Below are 19,952 nucleotides of genomic sequence, written 5' to 3'. Positions count from 1 at the left end.
TAGCGATCAGAAAAATACGGAAATTCTTCGTCGGAGGTGTATTCCCTGTCGTGATCAACCAGGCCGCGAAGGTGCGTCTGGATAGAGAGCCAGCAAAAGGGCGCAGGCGGAGGCCGAGAAGACCGAATAATCGAGCGGTTTTTTGATGCCAAGCGAGATCGTCATGGAAACCGCAAAGAGTAGAAGCAGGATGGAAGACGCAAATGCGAGAATGCGAGGCAAGGAACTGGGGGCCGCTACTTTGGAAGGAACAAAAGCGTAGATCAGAAGGCCAAAGCCGCAGACGAGTTCGCCTGCCGTCGCGCTCCATGCAAGGAAAGGAATCGTAGAGGCGGGCATGAAGGAATTGACCTTTGCGGTATATGCCGTAAAGGCGGCGAAGTTTCCCCAGCCTCCGAAACGCCCTAGAAGGCCGAAACGATCGGCAACCGGGCTCAAAAAGGAGATCGCCAGAGCAATGCGGGCGTACCGCAGGGCCATCTGTGAGATTCGCGCGCTCATGGGTGCGGCTCGCCGCCGTCGACAGGAGTGGTGAGCGGCGTGAAGTGATCGCAGACAAAGGTCGCGGTAAAGATGGCAGGCTGGGTCTTGCTGGCGTTGGCGGAGACGAGGTGCCGGCCCCCGGGAGATTCATAAAAGCTGTCCCCCGCTCGGTAGACAGTAATCGGCCCCGGATGGGAGGCGGAAGGCTCCTGCACCTGCATGCGCACGGCGCCCTGAAGGACATACCCCACAACGGGGCAGGGGTGGCTGTGGGGCGATGAGGACTCCCCCGGAGCGTAGCTCACGCGAACAACCTTAACGATGAGATGACTTCCGTCGAGTGACGGTAGAGGATGCGAGAAAACCGTCTCGACTTGTGGCGGCGGTTCTTGGTTTTGCGCTGGAGCCTGAGGTGAGGCGGCGATTGCCGGAAGAGGAGCGTAGCAGACGACGGCGAGGATATAGGCAAGGCGGTCGGTGAGGGTCATGCCTGCTCTCCTTGTAAAAATCTCGTTTTCCCTGAAGACCAAGATAGGCGAAAGAAGACCAGCCTCATAGATCCATTTAGGATAGTTTTTCTGTACCACTTTCGAGAGAGGTTCGAGATGGCGAAGCGGTCAGGATGGACAGAGGTTCTACTGGGACCAAGACCCGAAGGTGAACCCGCGTACCGGTGGCTGTATGCCGCGTTGCGTAGAGAGATCCTTCAAGGCCGACTTCGTCCTGGGATGAGGCTGCCGGCGACGCGGGACCTGGCGGCGGAGTATGGGCTTTCCCGCGGAACGATTGTGACCGCCTTTGAGGAGCTGAAGGCCGAAGGGTACCTCGAAGGCAGCGTTGGATCGGGAACTTATGTGAGCAAGGTTCTGCCGGAGGATCTGCTGGAGGCGATGCGTGGCGAAGTCCTGGAATCCGAACCGCAGCAGGTAAAGAGGAGCCGACACCTTTCAGAGTATGGGAAGAAACTTCAGTCATTCCCCAGCCTTCTGGGAGGAGCTTCACGGGCGTTTCGCGCGAACGTGCCTGCGCTCGAGGAGTTTCCGACGGCGTTGTGGGCACAGATTGCGAGCCGCCGTCTGCGGCGGGCCTCGATGACCATGCTGAGAGGATCGGAGGCAGCGGGGTACCGGCCGCTTCGCGAGGCGATTGCGGCATACCTTTCGCACTCGCGTGGGGTAGCGTGCACAACCGATCAGGTGATCGTGCTCTCAGGCGTGCAGGAAGCGTTGGACCTTGCAACGCGCCTGTTGGTAGACCCAGGAGAGTGTGTACTGGCAGAAGACCCGGGATATCCAGGTGCGACGCGGGTCTTTGAGGCGATGGGGGCGCGGATAGTCTCGCTGGGTGTGGACGATGAGGGCGCAAAGCTGCCGGAGGCGAACCAGACAGCAAATCTGGTGTACGTGACCCCGGCGCACCAGGCTCCGCTGGGCGTGACGATGAGCCTGGCGCGAAGGCTGGAGCTGCTCAAGTGGGCCAGGAGCGCGGGTGCGCTGATCTTTGAGGACGACTACGACGGCGAGTATCGCTACTCCGGCAGAACGGTTCCGGCGCTGCAGGGGCTGGACCGGCATGGAGTGGTGCTGTTTGCAGGCAGTTTCAGCAAGGTACTGTTTCCCGCACTGCGACTGGGATACCTGGTGGCGCCCGAGGATCTGGTGGAGCGATTTACGGCGGCGAAATCGATCCTGAACCGGCATGCTCCGCTGCTCGAGCAGACAGTGCTCTGCGACTTCCTGGAGGATGGCCACTTTGGCAGGCACCTGCGCAGGATGCGCAATCTGTATTCAGAGCGGCTTGGAATCCTGCTGGAAGAAGGCAGAAGGCATCTGGCAGGAGCGTTGGAGATCTCGGAGATCGAGGCAGGGCTACAGACCATGGGATGGCTGGCAAAGGGCCTGGATGCCAGGACGGTGGCGAAGGCCTGTGCGGAACGAGGCTTGGAGGTGACTCCGCTGGCCTGGTTTTACAGGAGTGCGGAAGAATTCGAACAAAGGGAGAGAGATGGGCTGCAGCTTGGATTCGCAGCGGTTACGCCGAAGGAGATTCGGCGCGGTGTGGAGGAGCTGGCGCGGGTGCTGGAGAGAAGGGATGGAGTTCCGCTGTTGCCTTGAGCTTGTGAATCAGCTTCGGCCTTTGAAATTATGCGGGGGAAATCGACCTAAAGGAACATGAACGCTGGTGGAGTGAAATGGCAATGCTACCCCTTACGAGATTTCACCAGCCTTTATGAGTGTCATCCTGAGCGAAGCTGCTCGCAGTCTCATCGCGAGCAGCGCAGTCGAAGGATCTGCGGTTTGGCCGGAGCAGTAATCTTTTCCGCTTATGGGGTAGCGGTGGAAGACAGCAGTGCCGCTTCGATGCCTGCGTTGACCTCGGCGTGGGCGAACTCAGCGGCGACGCGGATGCCGTTCATGACGGCTTTTTCGTTGGAGGAGCCGTGTCCGACGATGCAGACGCCGCGGACGCCAAGCAAAGGTGCGCCACCATACTCGTTGTAGTCGAGGCGCTTTTTGAAGTCGCCGAAGGCGCGGCGGGAGAGAAGGGCTCCGACCTGTGAGGTGACCGTCGATTTCAGAGCTTCGCGCAGCGAGGTCGTCACCAGGCGAGCGATTCCTTCGGAGGCCTTGAGGGCGACGTTGCCGACGAAGCCGTCGCAGACGATGACATCGCAGTTGCCGTTGTAGATATCGCGGCCTTCGACATTGCCGATGAAGTTGATTCCCGGAAGTGAGCGAAGCATCGGGAGCGTGTCGCGAGTGAGGGAGTTGCCTTTGGAGTCCTCTTCGCCGATGGAAAGCAGGCCGACGCGAGGATTGGGGACCTTGAGGACATTCTGGGCGAAGATATGGCCCATGACGGCGAACTGCACCAGGTTGTCGGGGTCGCAGTCGACGTTCGCGCCCACGTCGAGGATGAGGGATGGAACTCCGCGCGTGGTAGGAACAGCACTGGCGAGCGCTGGCCGGTCGACCCCGGAGAGCATTCCCAGGACCATCTTGGCGGTGGCCATGGCAGCGCCTGTGTTTCCGGCAGTGAAGAAACCTGCTGCCTTCCCGTGACCGTGCCCGGAGGTTGTGCGGGAGGCGAGGCCTTCGCGCACCATCTTGAGGCCGACGCGCATGGTGGAGTCGCGCTTGGTGCGGACCGCCTGGGCGGCCTTGTCCCCCATGGTGATCCACTCGGAGGCCGGCGTGATGAAGATAGGAAGGTGCTTCTGATGCTGGACGTGCTGGCGCAGGATGGGACGCAGGATGTCTTCAGGGCCGACAAGATGCACGCGCACGTCGTAGTGGCGTGCAGCGAGAACGGCCCCGCGGATCTCAGGATCGGGGGCCTTGTCGGAACCCATCGCGTCAACGACGATGTCGATCGGCATCAGGAAACAATAACAGGGTTTCTCTTGGAGGAAGGGTTAGCTGGCTTCCTTGACGGTAAGGACCTCGCGGCCCTTGTAGGTGCCACACTTGCGGCAGGCGCGATGCGGCAACTTGCGCTCGTGGCAGTTGGGGCACTCGGAGAGACCCGTCGGGGTCAGGAAGTCGTGGCTGCGGCGCTTGGCGGTGCGCTGCTTGGAATGACGCCGTTTTGGATTAGGCATTTCTGTATCCCTTTCGCTTCGCCCGCACCCGATTCGGCGGGCAGAGGCGGAAAACTTTTATTAGTGCTTGACCTCGATCTTGTCAGCCAGGCCCGCCAGCGCATTCCAACGCGGATCAGACGGAGTCTGTTCGCAGGAGCAGATTGCGAGGTTCTGGTTCTGACCGCAGCGAGGGCAGAGGCCCTTGCAGTCCGGCTTGCAGAGGGTTCGAGTGGGCAGGGAGAGCAACACCTGCTCGCGCACGACATCCTCGAGCAAAAGACCGCTCTCTTCATAATACCCGATTTCGGTCTCGTCGGGGGTAATTGCGTGCTCGCCCATCACCGTGTCGGCCTCGGCGGGGCGGAAGATGAGGTCGAAGTCGCCGGAGAGGGTCTGAGGCACAGGTTCAACGCAGCGGGCGCAGAGAATCTCGAAGTCGCCCTTGTAAGACGCACGCAGGCGGATGTCATTGACCTGCGAGTTCGCCCCGCGTTCCTCGCTCCGATGCTCGATGAGAAGATCGGCCTGTCCTCTGACGGGCAGCGGAGAGACCTGGCGGATGTCCTGGCCGTAATCCACTACGCCCGGGGCAATGGTTTCGTCGATCTGAAGGGGCTCTTCGAAGAGTTGGACCGGGGTGATAAGCACGTCTTTAAGCGTAGGACTTTGGTGGAGTGGGGTCAAATGGTAAGCTCGCGGCCAGAAGCATCTGCCCGCGCCTTGAAAAACTGCCGGGAGCAATCGCACCCCGGCAGCCGCATCTCAGTTCGTTGCGACGGGTGTATTCACGGGCGAGGTGATCAGGACCAGCTTCTCCTGGTCTTTGGCCTCCGTCTTGCCATAAAAGGCGCGCAGGGCCGGATACTCTTTCTTTTCGAAGAAGAACGATCCCAGGTCGAAGTCGCGCCGCATGGTCACCGAATCTGCGCTCTGATCGTTCGTCAGTGCATAGGCTATCGATTTTTCAAACTGGTCTTTGTAGACCTCCGGTACAGATTCCGCCTTGATGTTTTGCGGAAACCGGATGCGTACCGCGTCCTGCACGATGTTGCCGTACTCGAAGTACACGGCCAGATCGCGCTTCTCATGCGGGAAGAGCGACTTCTCATTCGCGACAAAGAGATCGGCAGGCACAAAGAGACGTTTGCCCGTCGGCGTTCCGATGCCTCCCTTGATGTCGAACTGGACCACCAGCGGCTTCTCGTAGTCCTCCATCTGCAGGATACTGACCACGTCGACCTTCATCCCTCCTGGAAGCAGGTCTTCGAGATTGGTGCGCAGCTCCCGCTGCAGACTTTCGGAGTCACCCACCAGAGCACGGTGCCGCCACTCGATGGCCGGATGTCCCATGTAGGTCATCTTCACGATTCCACTGACTTCTCCATGTTCATCCATCTTCAGATCGGCGATTCGCTGCGTGCGCGAGAAGGTGAAGCTCTCTCCCGGCGTATTCGCGATGACAGTTCCACCCTCTGCCTGCCGAATACCTCCGGCGTTGGTGTGCTTCCAGTCCAGATGGCCATAGGGACAATAGCGCGACCCCGGATCGAAGAACATCTCCTTCCCGTCCACGTTCACCACGGCGACATCGTCGTCCAGCTGCGACATGCTCAGGTAGTAATCCGTAAAGAGGCTGCGGTCACGGTTGGTCACGGCGAAGAGATACGCCTTCATGCCCGCTGCACGCGCCATGGCGACGAAGAGCTGGGCAAGCTGATCTCCATTGCCGCGCTTGCGCTCCAGAATGTCATCCGTGTCGTGAATCGTGCCCAGTCCTTCCGCCTTGTCTTCGGAGCGCTCCCTTGTGCGCGTATAGTCCGTGTTCTCCATCTGCATCACAGCGGCGTAGATCTTGCGGAGCTTCTCGTCCTGGGTCTTGGAGCCGGCAGTCAGTTGGCTGACGGCAGCCGACACCTTCGAGCCCGGCCCGATGAACTTGTCGCGGTCCTTGGACCAGAACTTCCCCTCCTGCCTCCAGAACTCTTCAGAACTGCGATAAGGCGAGTAGTAGAAGAGCACACGATACGTAAAGCTGGAGATCGGAGGCATGTGCTCCTCGTGAGGAGAGGGAGGAATGTCGTGGACATCAAGGTCCAGGATGAGCTGCCCGTCGCGGTCCAGGTTGGTCGGCGGAAGCTGCGTCTGATGAACGGAGGCTCCGGCCGGCAGCACGGGAAACCAGCCCAGCGAGTTCGTAAACTGTTCGCGGCTGCCTCTCTTACTGACGAGCTGCTGACTGGTGGGCTTCCAGACATAGTGGCCCTTCCGCAGGTACAACTCCGACTGCACGTACCAGTCCGGCGAGTAGTAGTAGTTGTCGTCGTAGCGCAGCGTATACCGGTACTCCAGAATGCTGCCGACCTCCACATCGGGCATGGTGAAGACCTTCGACATGGCCTTGTAGCCCTGATATCCCTGGGTCCGCTCGATCAGCTTCTCGTAGGGCTTTCCGGTAAACGGAATGATCTTGCCATCGGGATGGATGGTACGACCCTCGATGTTGGTCACCGTATAGCCCGCGCCGCTCCGGAAAGAGGCGTACTTCAGCTCGACATTGGCGTAGTCCTTGCCCTTTTCGGTAAGTACCTTCAGGCGAACATACACGCTCCACATGTGCAGCTTGTCTACGGTTACCTCTTCCCTGTTCAGGTAGACCGCTGGGACTCCTGGATACCCCTCCTGGGAGGTCATCGTGAGTTCTTCTTTCGTAGGCTCCGTCCACTGGTCTGCAAACAAAACGGGACTCACTGCCGCCAACAGAACTGCGAGAAAGGTGGTGCGCAAAAGGGTTCTTTTCATCGGAGGGTTTCCTTCTCTCTGTAGATCACTGCTTTAGATCACTGCTTTTTGAGAACCGCAAGACTCTGCTCATCGTTCGAGATCAGCCCTGAAAGCTTCTGCAGGTCGGCATATTTCTCCGCAGGCAGGGTGACCTCCCGAATGGTCAATGTGCGCGAGTAGTGCAGTACATTTCCTTTCAATTGGGTCGAGCTCTCATACGAGGCGAAGCCCAGATCGTCCTTCACCGGCTCCGGAAGCTCGTCCACGGCATACCCTTGTGGGAGCTCGATCTCGTAATCGTCCTCGGCCTGCATCGTCTCCCGAAGATCGATGGGAACCTTGCGGTCCGTATGGTCCACCGGTGGCGCCTCCTGCCCCAGAACACGAGGCCGCACCGTAAGCAGAGGCCCCATGGCGCTTGCATATCGCTCTACTTCGATCGCGAAGCTCGTCACCAGGTCCTTGTTGAGCGCCTCGGCGTTCGCTACCTTGAGGTCTGAAACTTTGAAAGCCCCGAAGTCCTCTCCCAGGACATGATCCATAAAGTCGGCCTGCTGCTTCGCATCGCCATGGGTGTAGAGAACGCGCCTGCGGTCCGAGAGATCGCCAAACCTCGTCTCGGTGATGGTTCCCTTGAGGGAGCCATCCGCCGCCAGCTGCAGTTTTCCTTCCCGGTGCACCCGGTTGAACCTGGGAGCCAGCAGCGGCAGCTTGATCACCTGGCTGTCAGGGCCTTCCATCAGTACCCCATAGCTTCCCTGCAATTCGTGCTCCAGCTGCCCGAATGGCGTCTTCTCCCACGTAGGGTCGAAGATGAGATAGCGGCGCCCTGTCTTCGCGGTCACAATGCTGCGAAGCCTGGCTGAGTTGTATTCCTTCGGGATCTCGATCGCCGTGATCATGTGGTTCCCCACGGTTGAGGGAGCTTTGGGATCGATCACGCCCCTGCGATCGTCCACCATCAGCAGAGCAGCATGGATGTTCACAGCCGACAGCATCGCGGAGAGAAGCGTCGCCTTGTCCTTGCAATCGCCGTAACGATTGCGATAGATCTCCTCGGCAAAGTGCGGCTGGTACCCTCCGATTCCCATCTCAATAGCGAAGTACCGCACCTGCTGCTGGACAAACTCCGCAATCGCTTCGGTCCTTTCGTAGAAATCCGTCTTGCCCTGGATAAGCTCATTCGCCTTCGCCGCAAGCTCGGGGGTCGATGCCAGACGATCGCGCGACAGGCCGTCGTACCACTCACCAATTCCCTCCCAGCCATCCTTCTGGGTCGAGGCGGACGTTCCATAGTGAACGGTCATCCTTCCGGCCAGCGACAGCACTGACGGACGATAGAGCACGTGTTGCAGATGAATGCCCGGCGTCTGCTTCATCTCCCAACGCCAGCTTCGATTTTCAAGATCCGATGCTTCGACCGGGGCATGGTGCGCCCAGACGGTGGTGTAGCTGTATCCCGCAGGAAGCTGCAGAGTGAAGACCTGACGGAGACGTGGAAGACTTCCCTCGAAGAACCAGGTCTTCTCCGCCACATAGGGCAGCATCTTCTGCTCATACTCATAGGCGACGATGCCGCCCGGATCGCAGCCCGGAGGATTTGCCGCTCGAATGCGTTCATCCTCGTAGAGATTTCCCTGGCCCGGATAGCCGGCCTCGATCATCTCGTTGTCTTTGACCGTGTACTCATGGCCGTCCGGCCCGATACTCCAGACATGCAGAGAGACCAGCTTCCGGTCCTTGCTGAACGGCACCGAGACGAGACCCTCTTCCCGGCCCTGGGGACGCAGAATCTTAACGACCTCGCGCAGATGCTCCGTGGCCGTGCCATCCGGAGCTACCGTGTAGGTCGTATCCTCAAGCAGAACCGCCGCCGTCGTTTCAGCAGAATACGCAGGCAGCGGCTGCGCGGCGGCTGCACGCACCCAGTCGGGCACGGCGTCCTTCGCAAAAGAGGGCAACCCGGACAGCAGACATCCAAACAGAACCGACCTTACAGACCCTTGCAGGAAACGAACACTTCCAGTCATACAACCTTCACACGCAGACGTACCCTTTGCGGCGGGCAGGTCAATCGCTTGTCTCTTTTTGAATCCCTGATTTCTGCGTGTGCCTTTATACGACGGGCGTCGGTCCGGTTCAAGCAGAAAGTAACAGTTCAGACGCCTTCTTTCCAAAACCGGACTTTTCTGTATGCTCCTCTATATCAGGAGATCCGCCTGGCCTCTGACCACAGGGAGATCCGCCTGATCGCAGATTCGTAACGAAAAGGACCGCTGCCATGAAGAACCTTTGTGCGCTCCTCGTCTTCCTGTTCTCTTCCGCGCTGCTGGCACAGGCTGCGCCAGAGCCTCTGCTGGTGGATACGGCCTATGTTGCAAGCCATCTCAACGATGCAGACATCGTTCTGATTGAGGCAGGGTCGCGCCAGGAATACGACAGGCAGCACATTCCAGGGGCCCGCCTGTTGACGGTCGAGGATATTTCGACACCGGCAAAGGCGCAGCCCGGCCAGCTTGGCCTTGAGCTTCTACCGGCCGCGACGCTCCGCAGCAGGCTCGAAGCCGCGGGCATCTCCGATGGCAGCCACATCATCGTCTACTCCGGCAAAGGTGAGCCGTTTCCGCTCACGACCCGGATCATCTTCGCCCTGCAGTACATGGGGATGGGCAACCGCACCTCGCTGCTGAACGGAGGGCTTACAGCCTGGCTCAAGGACGGCAAACCGGTCACAGCGGAGCCGCCAAAGGTCATGGCAGGCAAGCTGACGCGCGGTCCCGTCGAGGGCCTCGTGGCAGACGCCTCCCTGGTCCGCTCCATCGCAGATCACCCGGATTACAAGCTGGTCGACGCCCGCACGCCGAACTTCTACAACGGCGCCGATGCCTCCTTCAACGGAAAGGGGCACATCCCCGGCGCAGTCAATATCCCCTTCAGCGAGGTCACCGGAAGTGATTCCGAGATCGACCTGGGGCATCTCAAACAGGTCTTCGCCGATGCAGGCGTGAAGCCGGGAGAGACGATCGTTACCTACTGCCACCTGGGCGCACAGGCTACCGCAACGCTGTTTGGCGCGCGCCTGTTAGGTTATCCCGTCAAGCTCTACGACGGGTCCTTTCAGGACTGGGTGACCAACCACCGCGGAGATGTGGTCAAGTAATTCACGCTGTAATCGGAATACGCGCTTTCGGCGCTTCTAAAAAAACTGTCATCCTGAGCGTAGCGCGCCAGCGCGAAGTCGAAGAAGCTTCGCTCAGGATGACACTCTCTAAAAAAGTGCCTCTTCCGATTGACCGCTAGAGTGCCTCTTCTGGTTGTTGTGATCGAATTTCAGGCACGGGTGAATCCATCCCAGGCAAAACACCTCGCCTGCTTTACTCCAGCGCCTCATTGACGTCCCGCACCAGATTGCGAAGATAGTTCCTCTTGTTGAGGAGGTTCACCATCGCATTCCGCGTCGTCTCTTTCGCGGCATCATTATTTGCGTCCGCGGCATCATCCCACTGATCCCACAAACCCTCAAGCTCGGCCTGGGTCTCGATCATCCTGGCATCGAAGGTATCCTTGGCGGTCATCAGGTCGCGGCGCAGCTCGGGCTCATCCTCGCCCATCTGCTTTGCCATGCGCATCTCCTGCAGCTGCATGTTCAGCTCGAAGACCTCTTCCAGCAGCTCGGGAGGAACGGCCTGCTTCTTCTCGCCCCCGGTCTGCCGGGCGGCGTCCGTCGCAGCCTTCGACTGCTCCTCAAGCTCCACTCCCTCAAGCTTCAGCAGATACTGCGTCCGCAGAACAGGGTCCTTCAAGGTACGATAAGCATCGTTCAGCAGCGACGACTGCCGCAGGGCCTCCTCCTGCTCCTCCGCCGGGCGCGAGGCAAAGCGGTCGGGGTGCAGCTTGCGGCTGAGCGTGTAGAACTGCTTTTCGAGAGCTGAGGTGTCGATGCGCAGCTTCTCAGGAAGACCGAATACTTCGAAGTAGTTCATGCGGTTATTGTAGAAGTCCTTCCCGCTGATGTTTGAGGAAGCCCTCGACCAGTCCGAAGGCCTGCTCCACAATCTCCTCTTCGCCGCCCAGCCCACTGAGCCAGTGCATCTCGTCATCGCGCCGGAACCAGGTAAGTTGCCGCTTGGCGTAGTTGCGATGTCCCTGCTGCGCCTGAGCGACCGCCTCTTCGCGCGTCACCTCGCCTGTAAGTATGGCGGCGACCTGCACGTATCCCAGCGCCGCGAGTGCTCTGCACTCGCGGCCATACCGTTCGATCAGCCGTGCGGTCTCCTCCAGCAGACCGCGCTCGAACATCTCCGCCGCCCTCTGATTGATGCGCTCATACAACCTCGCCCGCGGAGGATTCAGCCCGAGACGCAGAATCCTGTATCCCTCAAGCCGATCTCTGCCCTGCTTCCACTGCTCCGTCATCGGGATCGCGCCGCCCTTCTCCGACCGCACGGACAGCGAAACCTCGATCGCCCGAATAATCTTCGGAACATCATTCGGATGGATCGCCGCGGCAGCCGCGGCATCCAGTCGGGCAAGTACGCGATGCAGATGTGCCGGTCCACTCTCAGGTCCTAGCCGCTCTACACGCCTCCGCAGGCGATCCCGCAGTTCCGGCCTCGCGACCGGCGCAGGAAACAGCCCATCGATCAGCGCCCTCAAATAGAGTCCCGTCCCGCCCGCAACGATAGGCAGCATGCCACGCGACGAGATTCCCCGCAGCGCCTCCCGTGCCAATCTGCTGTAGTCGCCCGCGGTGAACTGTTCGTCCGGCCACGCCACGTCGATCATGTGGTGAGGAACCATCGCCCGTTCCTCACGGCTGGGCTTGGCCGTTCCAATCTCCATCTCGCGATACACCGCAACCGAGTCGCAGGAGACAATCTCGCCCCCGAACTGCTCTGCCAGGCGGATCGCCAGAGACGTCTTGCCGCTCGCCGTGGGCCCGGCAAGCACGACCATGGGCAGAAGCTCTGAGGTCACCACAGTCTCCACCATCCTGGCGGAAAGACCCGACCCACACCCGCCCGCAGGATGCTGAACAGCAGCACGGCAAACACCAGCAGCATCAGCCCTCGAAGCTGCTGGCGGCGTTCACGACGAAGACGCTCCGGAAGCGACAGTGGCATCGACGGCAGCTTACTCCGGCCTCTTGTTCACGAGGTAGTGGATTCGCAGCTCAAGATTCGGCCCGTGAAATTCCTTCGGCAATGGCGGGAACTGGCCCACGCCCGTGATCGAGCCCCACGCAGCGCGATCCAGCGCCTGGTCCTGTGTCGAACCGTCCAGATGCATCGCCCCGATGCGGCCATCGGGAAGGATGGAGAAGCGGATCAGCGTCTCGCCCGACTTATTCAGCGGCGGACGCGCCTCCTCGGGAATCAGCGGAAGCCAGGTGTTGTAGATCTGGCGCAGAATCCGCCGGAGATACGGATTGAAGTCCACACCCATGGTGTCGGACAGAATGTCGACGCCCGTATTCAGGCCCTGATGCTCTACTGGAATGTTTGCGCCGTAATCTCCGCCCTGTCCGCGATTCTGGGCCGCCTGCTGCGCCGCCTGGCGAATCGCGTCTCCCGCAGACAACTGACTGCCAAAATTGGGTCGCGTCGGGGCGGGATGCGGAGCCTCAACCACCGCCTGCTGCTGCGGAGGATGCTGCGGCAGCGGCTGTGGAGCTTCCTGCTGTTGCTGCACCTGCTGTTGCGGCTGCGGCTGTTGCTGCGGAGCCGGCGGCTCCGGTGTCGGCTTCGTAGCAGGAGCCGTCACTCCCGGCGCTCCCGCCTTCCGCATCGCCTGCAGCTGCTCCAGCGTCTTGCGGTCGAGCGTCGGCCGCTTGGTCTGCTGCACCCGGTCCTTGTCGCTGATGACATCCGTAGGCTTCTTCGGAAGCTGCTTGCCGATGTCCTTCGGCACATCCAGATAGGTCAGCTGCTTGTCGCGATCTCTCAGAACATCTGCCGGATTGATCAGCCGGGGCTGGTGGAAGAGAACCTGAGGCCCATAAAAAACGAACCACCCGATCGCCAGCCAGATGATGATGGAGATGTAGACCGCCTCGCGGAATCGTGCACGGGCGCGTTCGTCGTCCAGAGCATCGAGCAGGTGGATCAGCTCATGTTCTTCCAGGTCTCCATACCTGTTGGTCCGCACTCGATTGGGAGGCGTCGGTGGCGCGGAGTTGGGCGGAGTCTCAAGAGAAGGCATCGGGTATCTTGGTCAGACGGCTGGCACGCTGTAAAGTTGCGGCTGCAAATAATTGCCGCTGCAACTTATTTAAGATGCTTCCCGTCCCGGGGCTGGTCGTCGCGCGGCCCCCTCCTATCTTCTCACTATTGTCAGACCGGCGCGATGCTGTTTTGCCATCAGCCGCTCTAAACACCGTAGACTGAATAGATGACCCCGGAATTCCCTTCCGCCACCCGAGCTTTCGTGATCACTGTCAGTGATCGCTGTTTCGCGGGCACGAGACAGGACCTCTCCGGCCCCGCCGTCTCCGCGCTGCTCCGCCGGGCGGGAATCTCCGCCATCACCAGTCAGATCGTCCCCGACGAACTCGACGTGATCGCGGCCGCTTTGCGCCAGGGGGCACAAACAGCAGACCTGATCGTCACCACCGGAGGCACAGGTCTTGCGCCACGCGACGTCACCCCCGAGGCGACCCGCATGGTCTGCGAGCGCATCGTCGAAGGCCTCGCAGAAACGATGCGCTCTGCAGGAGTCCGGCAGACTCCGCTGGCCGCCCTCAGCCGTGCAGTCTGCGGCACCGTGGGGAGTACGCTCATCGTAAATCTTCCTGGCAGCCCCCGAGGAGCCGAAAGCTCCCTCCAGGCCATCCTTCCCCTTCTTCCTCACGCCCTCCAGCTTCTTCGAGGGAACACCAGCCATGGCTCCGATCCTGCATCCAAGTGAAAAGGTAAAATAGAGCCATTCCTGTGAAACTGTCCCCTGTTATTGCATTCATTCATAAATGGAATGCTGTCCTGCTGGCAGCCCTCAAACCCTTCGGCGCATGGGGGCTCTGCGGTCTTGCCGTCCTCGATTCGGCAGCTATTCCGGTACCGATCGACGCCATGGTGATCGACTACGTCGTCCACGACCATGGCAAGTTCGTGCTCTATTGCTTCATGGCCGCGCTCGGCTCCGCCATCGGCAGCCTGCTTCCCTTCTTCCTGGGCCGCGCCGGTGGAGAACTCTTTCTGCTGAAGCGCATCAATCGAGAGCGCTACGAGCAGCTTCGTGACCGCTTCGAGCGGCAGGAATTTCTCGCCATCATGATTCCCGCCATGATGCCCCCGCCCATGCCGGTCAAGCTGTTCGAATTTGCAGCCGGCGTCTTCGAGATGCGGACCATCTCCTTCTTTGGGGCCATTCTCGCAGGTAAGTTCGTCCGCTTCATGATATGGGCCGTCATCACCATCCTCTATGGTCCAAAGATCGTCGCCACCATCTCCGCAGCACTCAGAGACCACCTGGGATACACGCTCGCCTTCGCCGGGATCCTCGTCTTCCTGATCGGCTTCTGGATCATGCGCAAAGTCTTCGACCGGCGCAAGGGCGTCATTCTTCCGGTCGAAGAAGTGGCGGACGACATCCCGGAATAGCTTCTTCGATTCCATAAGAGAAGGGCTGCGAGATTCTCGCAGCCCCTCTCTTATGTGCGCTTCAGAATGTGCTTATGCAGGACGCTGATTGTGCAGCCCCTCACGCATCGTAGCCGCGACGTTGCGCGCCAGTGCAGGAAGCCCGAAGAACGCTCCAACCGTCATTGCGGTCGACATCATATCGTTGGCGTAGAACGGAATGGCTGCAACGTAGCACTCCGCCAGCCCGGCCATGCTGTGCGCGTACATCGTGCCGGCAGCCCAGACCTCGAAGTTGCTGAGAAGAAAGAATGAGGTTGAAGTCGCAAGAACCGCGCCCGCTACCCTCAGCGCAGACTGCTTGTGCGAGAGCATCTGGTGGCCCAGCAGGCAGACCCCCGCATACCAGAGCCACGTGACCAGGTAATCGCTGGCGTGAAAGGCATACTTATAGACGAAGGCCGTCAGGTAGAAATCTGTCGCCATCAGGGCCAGGACTGCCGCAATGGTGTGCCAACGACCGCGGCGCGCGCCGAAATAAAGCAGGCCACCGCCCACAGCGGTAAACCCGACGCCAGTCGAATGCAGGGTAAACGGCAGAATGCGGCTTAGAACGGCAACGATCAATGCGAAATAGGCGGCCATAAGAACCTCGAACTTAAATTTTAGCTGAATTTCAAGGAGATGAACGTCAAAATCTCAGTGCTGCGTATGGCCGTCCATCCGCATCTCCTCGACACGGCGGTCGCCGTTCACCATCACCACTCCCTCCAGCGGTGTGCTTTTCCCGTCCAACGATGTGCTCTCCCGTCCAAAGACCGGTGCCCCATAGATAAACCTCAAGTCGCGGAACGTAACCGTGGTTAATCCATCCCCCGTCGTTCCCAGGTCATTCACTAAAGGAATCTGCGCCCAGTCCAGGTAGACGTGCCCCAGCCAGCTTCGCTTGGCCGCCAGAGCCGCCAGAGTGCTCGGCGGTTTGTAAAAGATATCCGCCTGCGGGCTGGAGCTGACATCGCCACTCAGCGTATCCACTCGCGCCACCTGGTACAGCAGAGGCGTCTCCATCACGGCCTGCCAGCGGAAGGGATTGACCGGGAAGGGGTCCGCCGTCACCCGCACCACCTGGGCCTGCTGCAAACCCGACTGCGCCATCAGGTCCATCGCCTTCTGGCGCTCGACAAAGCGCAGTTCCCACAACGCCACGATTCCCAGCAACGCCGCGACCGCCCACCCCCGCCCTCGATATCTTGGACGGCGCGCACCCACCTCGCTGCCAATCAGACCAAAGAGCGCCGGGGCCACCAGCGCACCCAGCAGCAACACAAACATCACCGGCTCGACGATAAAGATGATGGAGCCTGCGTACCATCGCGGATTGAAGGGAAAGAACGGCCGCACACCGTAGTTATTGGTCCAGTCCAGCAGGATATGCGAGAGCAACGCGATGACAGAGAACCAGTAGAGGAGGCCCCACCGCACTGGAGCACCGGACTCCCTGCTCCTGATTTCCCTATGCCTGCTCCCTGCTTCCGACGCTCTTCTTCGCGCAAAGATGCGATGACCCAGCCAGATCACTCCCGTGACCACAGCAGCTTCTAACGGAATCCCGATCAGCGTGTGAGTCCAGCCGCGATGATGCTCAAACGCGGCCACCGGTCCTTTAAGCGACCACAGCACATCGAGGTCGGGAGCTTCGGCCGCCAGCGTCATCGCCAGGGTCGCGTAAGCGGCCTTCCGGTTGAATCCGACGCGAGAGAGAACAGCGCCGGTCATAAAGTGCGTGACGGGTTCCATGTCTGAATCCAGCATACAGGCCAGCGCGGCCCACCAGACCGGCGATGCTATACGAGCGCATGCGTGACAAACGCCAGCGCAACCAGGAGAAGAAGAATACGAATGCGATGAAGCCTCTCCCATCGCGTGTGCTCCGGCAGCCACTCCTTCAACTGAGTCTGTTCGGCAAGCCCGGCGATCCGGTTGTTGATCGGCACCAGTACAAGGATCGTCCAGATAATAATTGCGACCCAGAGGACTGAAGCCGAGAGCAGGAACGAAGCTGCGGGTTCACCCCGGCGAGCATATGTTTCTACCAGAAAAAGCACAAGACAAAGTGCGTACCAGAACGGCATGACACGCCCCAGAAGTGCGGCAAAAAGGCTCAGGGCCTGCCTCTGGGATTCATCGCCCAGCTGCCGCATCACAGGATTGATAAAGAGCGAGACGGTAAGCTCGTTGCCCACCAGCAGACCTGCCATCATCAGCGTAACAATATCGATACCGTGCATGAATTCCGGCTCCTTCCAACCTCATGCTTGAGAGTGGCGGGTACCGTGAATCGACTCACAAATCCAGGCTGACGAATATGTCAGCTCGATCCAGGGAGGCCGCAAGCCAAATGGCTGTTTCAAAAAAAGAGATCTCTCCATGCCCGATTGACGCCACTCTTACCGTCATCGACGGACGGTGGAAGGGCACGATTCTCTGGTGCCTGCTCGAAGGCCCCAGGCGCCCGATGGAGCTGGAAAAGAGCATCCCTCAGATCACGGAACGGATGCTGATCCGGCACCTCAAAGAGCTCACCGACGACGGCATCGTCTCGCGCACCGACCACGGGCAGCGCGGCGTCTCCTATGCCATCTCCGAGTACGGCCTCACCCTGCTTCCTGTGCTGGAACATCTCTGCGCCTGGGGGCGAATCCATCTTGCTCGTATAGAACACAACCCAGGGCAACCCTGAACAGACGGCGGTTATGAGGCTGTCACAAAATCCGCGACTCGACCAGTTATTTGAATTCTTCAATGATCCCTGACAACAAGCCGATTTCAGGAGGAAGCCGTTCCTGGTCGCGTAACGATGAGAACGCCAGGGCCCTGGCGCTCTCATCATCGCCGCTCCTATTTCGTGCCCTTAGACTTGGCCGACGCCTCCGTCTGCCATAAGATCCGCACCTGTCATATAAGAACTTTGATCTGAAGCCAGGAAGACGGCCGCGTTCGCGATCTCCACAGCCTCTGCGAGCCGACCGAGAGGAATCATACTCATGTACATGTTCACCACCTCGTCGCGTCCCCCGGATTCCGATTGGGCTTCAAGGATGGGGGTATCGGTAACACCTGGGCTAAGGGTGTTGACGCGAATACCGCGATCCTTGAACTCCGCAGCCCACGTACGAGCATAAGAGCGCGTTGCCGCCTTCGTCGCTGCGTAGGCAGTGTGGTTCGCAATGCCCATGAGATGCATGGCTGAACTGACTAGAATGATCGAGCTGCCTCTCCCCATCAGCGGAAGAAGTTTCTGCACCAGAAAGACCGGAGCCCGGGCCATCAGGTTGAAAGCCTTGTCGAAGTGCTCAGGCGTGAGAGTGTCGAGCGGAGCTTGTTCCGTGAACCCGGCATTGGACACGATGATATCCACGACTCCCTTCACGTCTTTCACCGTGGCAGCGATGGTTTGGATGTCTTCGAGCTTTGAGAGATCTCCCGCGATAGCCCTGACGTTGTTGCCTATAACGGCCACCGCTTTATCCAACTCTGCCTGTCTACGACCAGTGATGAAGACGTATGCTCCCTCCTCCACGAAGCGCCTGGCGGTCGCCAGTCCGATGCCGCTATTGCCGCCGGTAACGACTGCGACCTTTCCTGTCAATATTCCCATTTCTGTTCTCCTTTGGCTTGATGCTCCGGCTGACACCTGTAAAATCATGTCGCCGGACCACTTATCGAATGATCGTTCAATAATTAATCGAACGATCATTACAGATGTGGCGAATGCTGCATCGGATTCATAGAGTTGGAATCTAAAATGGGGAGGAGCCTATGAAACCCATACCGAAGCCCGGGAGGCCGACAGCGTTCGATAAAGATGCCGCGCTGGATATAGCGATGCGACTCTTTTGGGAGCGTGGCTATGAAGGGACGGCGATGGCGGATCTGTCGCAGGCCATGGGAATACATCCGTCCAGCATCTATGCCGCCTTCGGAGACAAGCAGGCACTCTTCGCGCTGGCCGCGAAACGCTACGTCGATCGGCCTGCCCAGTACATGGCGAAGGCACTCGAGCAGCCTACTTTCCGGGAGTTCATTCTTGCCGCATTCGACAATACCGTCGAATTTCTTGGTGCAAAGGACCATCCCTCAAGTTGTTTCACGCTGACCGGAGCAATCTCCTGTGGGACCGATACGGAGCCTGCCAAACTCTTGATGAGGGAGATACGTCTGGAGAACGAGGCAGCGATCAAATCCCGGCTGCTGAAGGCTCGGAGAGCCGGCGAGTTTCCTAAAGATGAGAATGTGGATGACTACACACGGTATCTCTCCTCTCTACTCAGCGGACTTGCAGTCCAGGCAGCCAATGGCTCTACCAAAGCAGAACTGAAGCGCACCGCTGAACTCGCACTCAGGCACCTTGGCATTCGGAGGTGAGAGGCCGTCGCCTGGCTCGTTCATCGACTCTATAGGTAACGATAAACGCCCTTCTCGTCATCAATAGATTCCTGATGACAAGCCAACGTCTGGGGAGTAATCCTGGCAGGTACTCCAGCTGGCATGTCTGGTAGTGCACAAATAGTAATTGCCGATTAGGCGGTCATACGACTGGAGCGCCCCAAGATCAAATCAGGATCTTACAATTTCGGTTCAACGAACAACGTGGAAAGTGCGTTTCCAGCGCGTGTCTGGGAAGAAATGCACCAGAACGTGGCCGATCCACGCGAGCTTGTGAGCGAATCCTGTTTGTTCAAGTTCTCCATCAGTGGCCTCGAACGACCAATAGTTGAACAGCGGACGGCCAATGATGTTGGCGCGCGGCACGAAGCCCCAGAAGCGCGAGTCGAGGCTATTGTGCCGGTTGTCCCCCATCATGAAGTACATGCCGGGTGGAACTACCAGGTCGCCGTCGCGCACATAATTCTGGAAGTTCACAGCCCACGACTCTGTGGACTCATTCGCCTCCGTCGGAGGAACTGCGGGAAAATCATCGAGGAATTCGTTGAAGTTATCCGTCGTCGTCGGCTGCGCAAATCCAACAGGCTGCACGACGCCATTCACAATCACGATGCCGTTGCGCAGATGGATATGATCGCCAGGTACGCCAATTAATCTCTTCACCAAAGGAGTGTACTGAGGAGTTCCATCGGCGTCAGTCGCATCAATACCAGACTGATAAACGGGTTTATAGAACACCACTATATCGCCGCGCCTCGGCTCGCGGGATCTTATCAGCGGCATCCACGAAGCGGCAGGCATTAGCGTAATCCGGTCGACCACCAGGTGATCACCTATAAGCAGGGTGTTCTTCATCGAGCCTGACGGAATGACGTAGTTCTGAGCTACGAATGTCAGGATGAACAGGCCCACTACTAGAACTGAGCAGATGCTGGCCAGCGCCTCGAAAGGAGTCTCCTCCTGATTGATGTTGGCAGAAGCCGCGGGCTTCGTTGAAACAGGAGAAATCTTCGTCGCTGGGCGCATCCAAGGGCTCCTCAGGAAGGCTTTGCGAGCCTCAGGGGCGTTCGCAGCGGTCACTC

At 59.3% G+C, this 19,952-nt stretch carries 22 protein-coding genes; 6 read left to right on the top strand and 16 right to left on the bottom strand.

Annotation, left to right across the window (positions count from 1 at the left end):
- Positions 1-54: 54 nt before the first annotated feature.
- Both GWR55_RS17390 and GWR55_RS17385 read right to left on the bottom strand, forming a co-directional pair.
- Positions 55-501 (bottom strand): hypothetical protein, encoded by a 447-nt coding sequence (locus GWR55_RS17390; RefSeq protein ID WP_162403386.1) that lies wholly within the window; start codon positions 499-501, stop codon positions 55-57.
- Positions 498-971, bottom strand: a complete 474-nt coding sequence (locus tag GWR55_RS17385; RefSeq protein WP_162403385.1) for a cupin domain-containing protein — start codon at positions 969-971, stop codon at positions 498-500. The genes GWR55_RS17390 and GWR55_RS17385 overlap by 4 nt, the downstream gene beginning before the upstream one ends.
- Before the next feature lie 240 nt (positions 972-1,211).
- On the opposite strand from GWR55_RS17385, the gene GWR55_RS17380 reads away from it, so the two are divergent.
- Positions 1,212-2,597: a PLP-dependent aminotransferase family protein gene (locus GWR55_RS17380; protein ID WP_238398498.1), complete on the top strand. Its 1,386-nt coding sequence runs from the start codon at positions 1,212-1,214 to the stop codon at positions 2,595-2,597.
- Positions 2,598-2,806: 209 nt separating this feature from the next.
- Here the strand turns inward: GWR55_RS17380 and plsX are convergent, their stop codons facing one another.
- The 5 genes from plsX to GWR55_RS17355 all read right to left on the bottom strand — a co-directional run bounded on the left by plsX (position 2,807) and on the right by GWR55_RS17355 (position 8,808).
- The gene (plsX, locus tag GWR55_RS17375) at positions 2,807-3,862 is read right to left on the bottom strand and encodes a phosphate acyltransferase PlsX (protein ID WP_162403383.1); all 1,056 of its coding nucleotides are present in this window, start codon (positions 3,860-3,862) and stop codon (positions 2,807-2,809) included.
- Between the two features lie 36 nt (positions 3,863-3,898).
- The gene (gene rpmF / locus GWR55_RS17370) at positions 3,899-4,084 is read right to left on the bottom strand and encodes a 50S ribosomal protein L32 (RefSeq protein ID WP_084169451.1); all 186 of its coding nucleotides are present in this window, start codon (positions 4,082-4,084) and stop codon (positions 3,899-3,901) included.
- A gap of 60 nt (positions 4,085-4,144) precedes the next feature.
- Complete coding sequence (locus GWR55_RS17365) at positions 4,145-4,714, bottom strand: DUF177 domain-containing protein (protein ID WP_162403382.1); 570 nt, start codon at positions 4,712-4,714, stop codon at positions 4,145-4,147.
- Between the two features lie 114 nt (positions 4,715-4,828).
- Positions 4,829-6,865 carry a DUF3857 and transglutaminase domain-containing protein gene (locus GWR55_RS17360; protein WP_162403381.1) on the bottom strand — a complete coding sequence of 679 codons (2,037 nt, stop codon included), beginning with the start codon at positions 6,863-6,865 and terminating at the stop codon, positions 4,829-4,831.
- Positions 6,866-6,903: 38 nt separating this feature from the next.
- Positions 6,904-8,808 carry a DUF3857 and transglutaminase domain-containing protein gene (locus GWR55_RS17355; RefSeq protein ID WP_238398497.1) on the bottom strand — a complete coding sequence of 635 codons (1,905 nt, stop codon included), beginning with the start codon at positions 8,806-8,808 and terminating at the stop codon, positions 6,904-6,906.
- Between the two features lie 320 nt (positions 8,809-9,128).
- On the opposite strand from GWR55_RS17355, the gene GWR55_RS17350 reads away from it, so the two are divergent.
- Complete coding sequence (locus GWR55_RS17350; protein ID WP_162403379.1) at positions 9,129-10,007, top strand: sulfurtransferase; 879 nt, start codon at positions 9,129-9,131, stop codon at positions 10,005-10,007.
- Positions 10,008-10,221: 214 nt separating this feature from the next.
- Here the strand turns inward: GWR55_RS17350 and hscB are convergent, their stop codons facing one another.
- From hscB to GWR55_RS17330, 4 genes are read right to left on the bottom strand one after another with little or no spacing between them, the layout of a single operon-like run.
- Positions 10,222-10,830, bottom strand: a complete 609-nt coding sequence (gene hscB, locus GWR55_RS17345; RefSeq protein WP_162403378.1) for a Fe-S protein assembly co-chaperone HscB — start codon at positions 10,828-10,830, stop codon at positions 10,222-10,224.
- A 4-nt stretch (positions 10,831-10,834) separates the two neighbouring features.
- On the bottom strand, positions 10,835-11,824 hold the full coding sequence (gene miaA / locus GWR55_RS17340) for a tRNA (adenosine(37)-N6)-dimethylallyltransferase MiaA (protein ID WP_370521171.1): 990 nt from the start codon (positions 11,822-11,824) through the stop codon (positions 10,835-10,837).
- Positions 11,821-11,970, bottom strand: coding sequence for a hypothetical protein (locus GWR55_RS17335; protein ID WP_162403376.1), 150 nt, complete (start codon positions 11,968-11,970; stop codon positions 11,821-11,823). The genes miaA and GWR55_RS17335 overlap by 4 nt, the downstream gene beginning before the upstream one ends.
- A gap of 10 nt (positions 11,971-11,980) precedes the next feature.
- On the bottom strand, positions 11,981-13,048 hold the full coding sequence (locus tag GWR55_RS17330; RefSeq protein ID WP_162403375.1) for a TonB family protein: 1,068 nt from the start codon (positions 13,046-13,048) through the stop codon (positions 11,981-11,983).
- 189 nt (positions 13,049-13,237) lie between these two features.
- Between GWR55_RS17330 and GWR55_RS17325 the strand changes: the two genes are divergently transcribed.
- Together GWR55_RS17325 and GWR55_RS17320 are read left to right on the top strand one after the other, a co-directional pair.
- A complete protein-coding gene (locus tag GWR55_RS17325; protein ID WP_162403374.1) occupies positions 13,238-13,753 on the top strand; it encodes a molybdenum cofactor biosynthesis protein B in 516 nt (171 codons plus the stop codon).
- Between the two features lie 23 nt (positions 13,754-13,776).
- On the top strand, positions 13,777-14,445 hold the full coding sequence (locus GWR55_RS17320; protein WP_162403373.1) for a YqaA family protein: 669 nt from the start codon (positions 13,777-13,779) through the stop codon (positions 14,443-14,445).
- A 72-nt stretch (positions 14,446-14,517) separates the two neighbouring features.
- Here the strand turns inward: GWR55_RS17320 and GWR55_RS17315 are convergent, their stop codons facing one another.
- The 3 genes from GWR55_RS17315 to GWR55_RS17305 are packed head-to-tail and all read right to left on the bottom strand — an operon-like array spanning position 14,518 to position 16,712.
- A complete protein-coding gene (locus GWR55_RS17315) occupies positions 14,518-15,069 on the bottom strand; it encodes a DUF6580 family putative transport protein (protein ID WP_162403372.1) in 552 nt (183 codons plus the stop codon).
- 54 nt (positions 15,070-15,123) lie between these two features.
- Positions 15,124-16,221, bottom strand: a complete 1,098-nt coding sequence (locus tag GWR55_RS17310) for a metal-dependent hydrolase (RefSeq protein WP_162403371.1) — start codon at positions 16,219-16,221, stop codon at positions 15,124-15,126.
- A 47-nt stretch (positions 16,222-16,268) separates the two neighbouring features.
- The gene (locus GWR55_RS17305; protein WP_162403370.1) at positions 16,269-16,712 is read right to left on the bottom strand and encodes a DUF1772 domain-containing protein; all 444 of its coding nucleotides are present in this window, start codon (positions 16,710-16,712) and stop codon (positions 16,269-16,271) included.
- Positions 16,713-16,822: 110 nt separating this feature from the next.
- On the opposite strand from GWR55_RS17305, the gene GWR55_RS17300 reads away from it, so the two are divergent.
- Entirely contained in the window at positions 16,823-17,164 is a 342-nt protein-coding gene (locus tag GWR55_RS17300; protein ID WP_162403369.1) for a helix-turn-helix domain-containing protein, read from the top strand.
- Between the two features lie 171 nt (positions 17,165-17,335).
- Here GWR55_RS17300 and GWR55_RS17295 read toward each other — a convergent pair whose 3' ends face one another.
- Positions 17,336-18,082, bottom strand: coding sequence for an SDR family NAD(P)-dependent oxidoreductase (locus GWR55_RS17295; RefSeq protein WP_162403368.1), 747 nt, complete (start codon positions 18,080-18,082; stop codon positions 17,336-17,338).
- A gap of 161 nt (positions 18,083-18,243) precedes the next feature.
- Here GWR55_RS17295 and GWR55_RS17290 point away from each other — a divergent pair, with 161 nt between their 5' ends.
- Positions 18,244-18,849: a TetR/AcrR family transcriptional regulator gene (locus tag GWR55_RS17290; RefSeq protein WP_162403367.1), complete on the top strand. Its 606-nt coding sequence runs from the start codon at positions 18,244-18,246 to the stop codon at positions 18,847-18,849.
- Between the two features lie 213 nt (positions 18,850-19,062).
- Here the strand turns inward: GWR55_RS17290 and lepB are convergent, their stop codons facing one another.
- Positions 19,063-19,896, bottom strand: a complete 834-nt coding sequence (gene lepB, locus GWR55_RS17285; RefSeq protein ID WP_162403366.1) for a signal peptidase I — start codon at positions 19,894-19,896, stop codon at positions 19,063-19,065.
- Positions 19,897-19,952 lie beyond the last annotated feature (56 nt).

The sequence above is a fragment of the Edaphobacter sp. 12200R-103 genome, assembly GCF_010093025.1.
Taxonomy (GTDB): Bacteria; Acidobacteriota; Terriglobia; order Terriglobales; family Acidobacteriaceae; genus Edaphobacter.
This window is presented reverse-complemented; position numbering and strand designations above follow the sequence as displayed.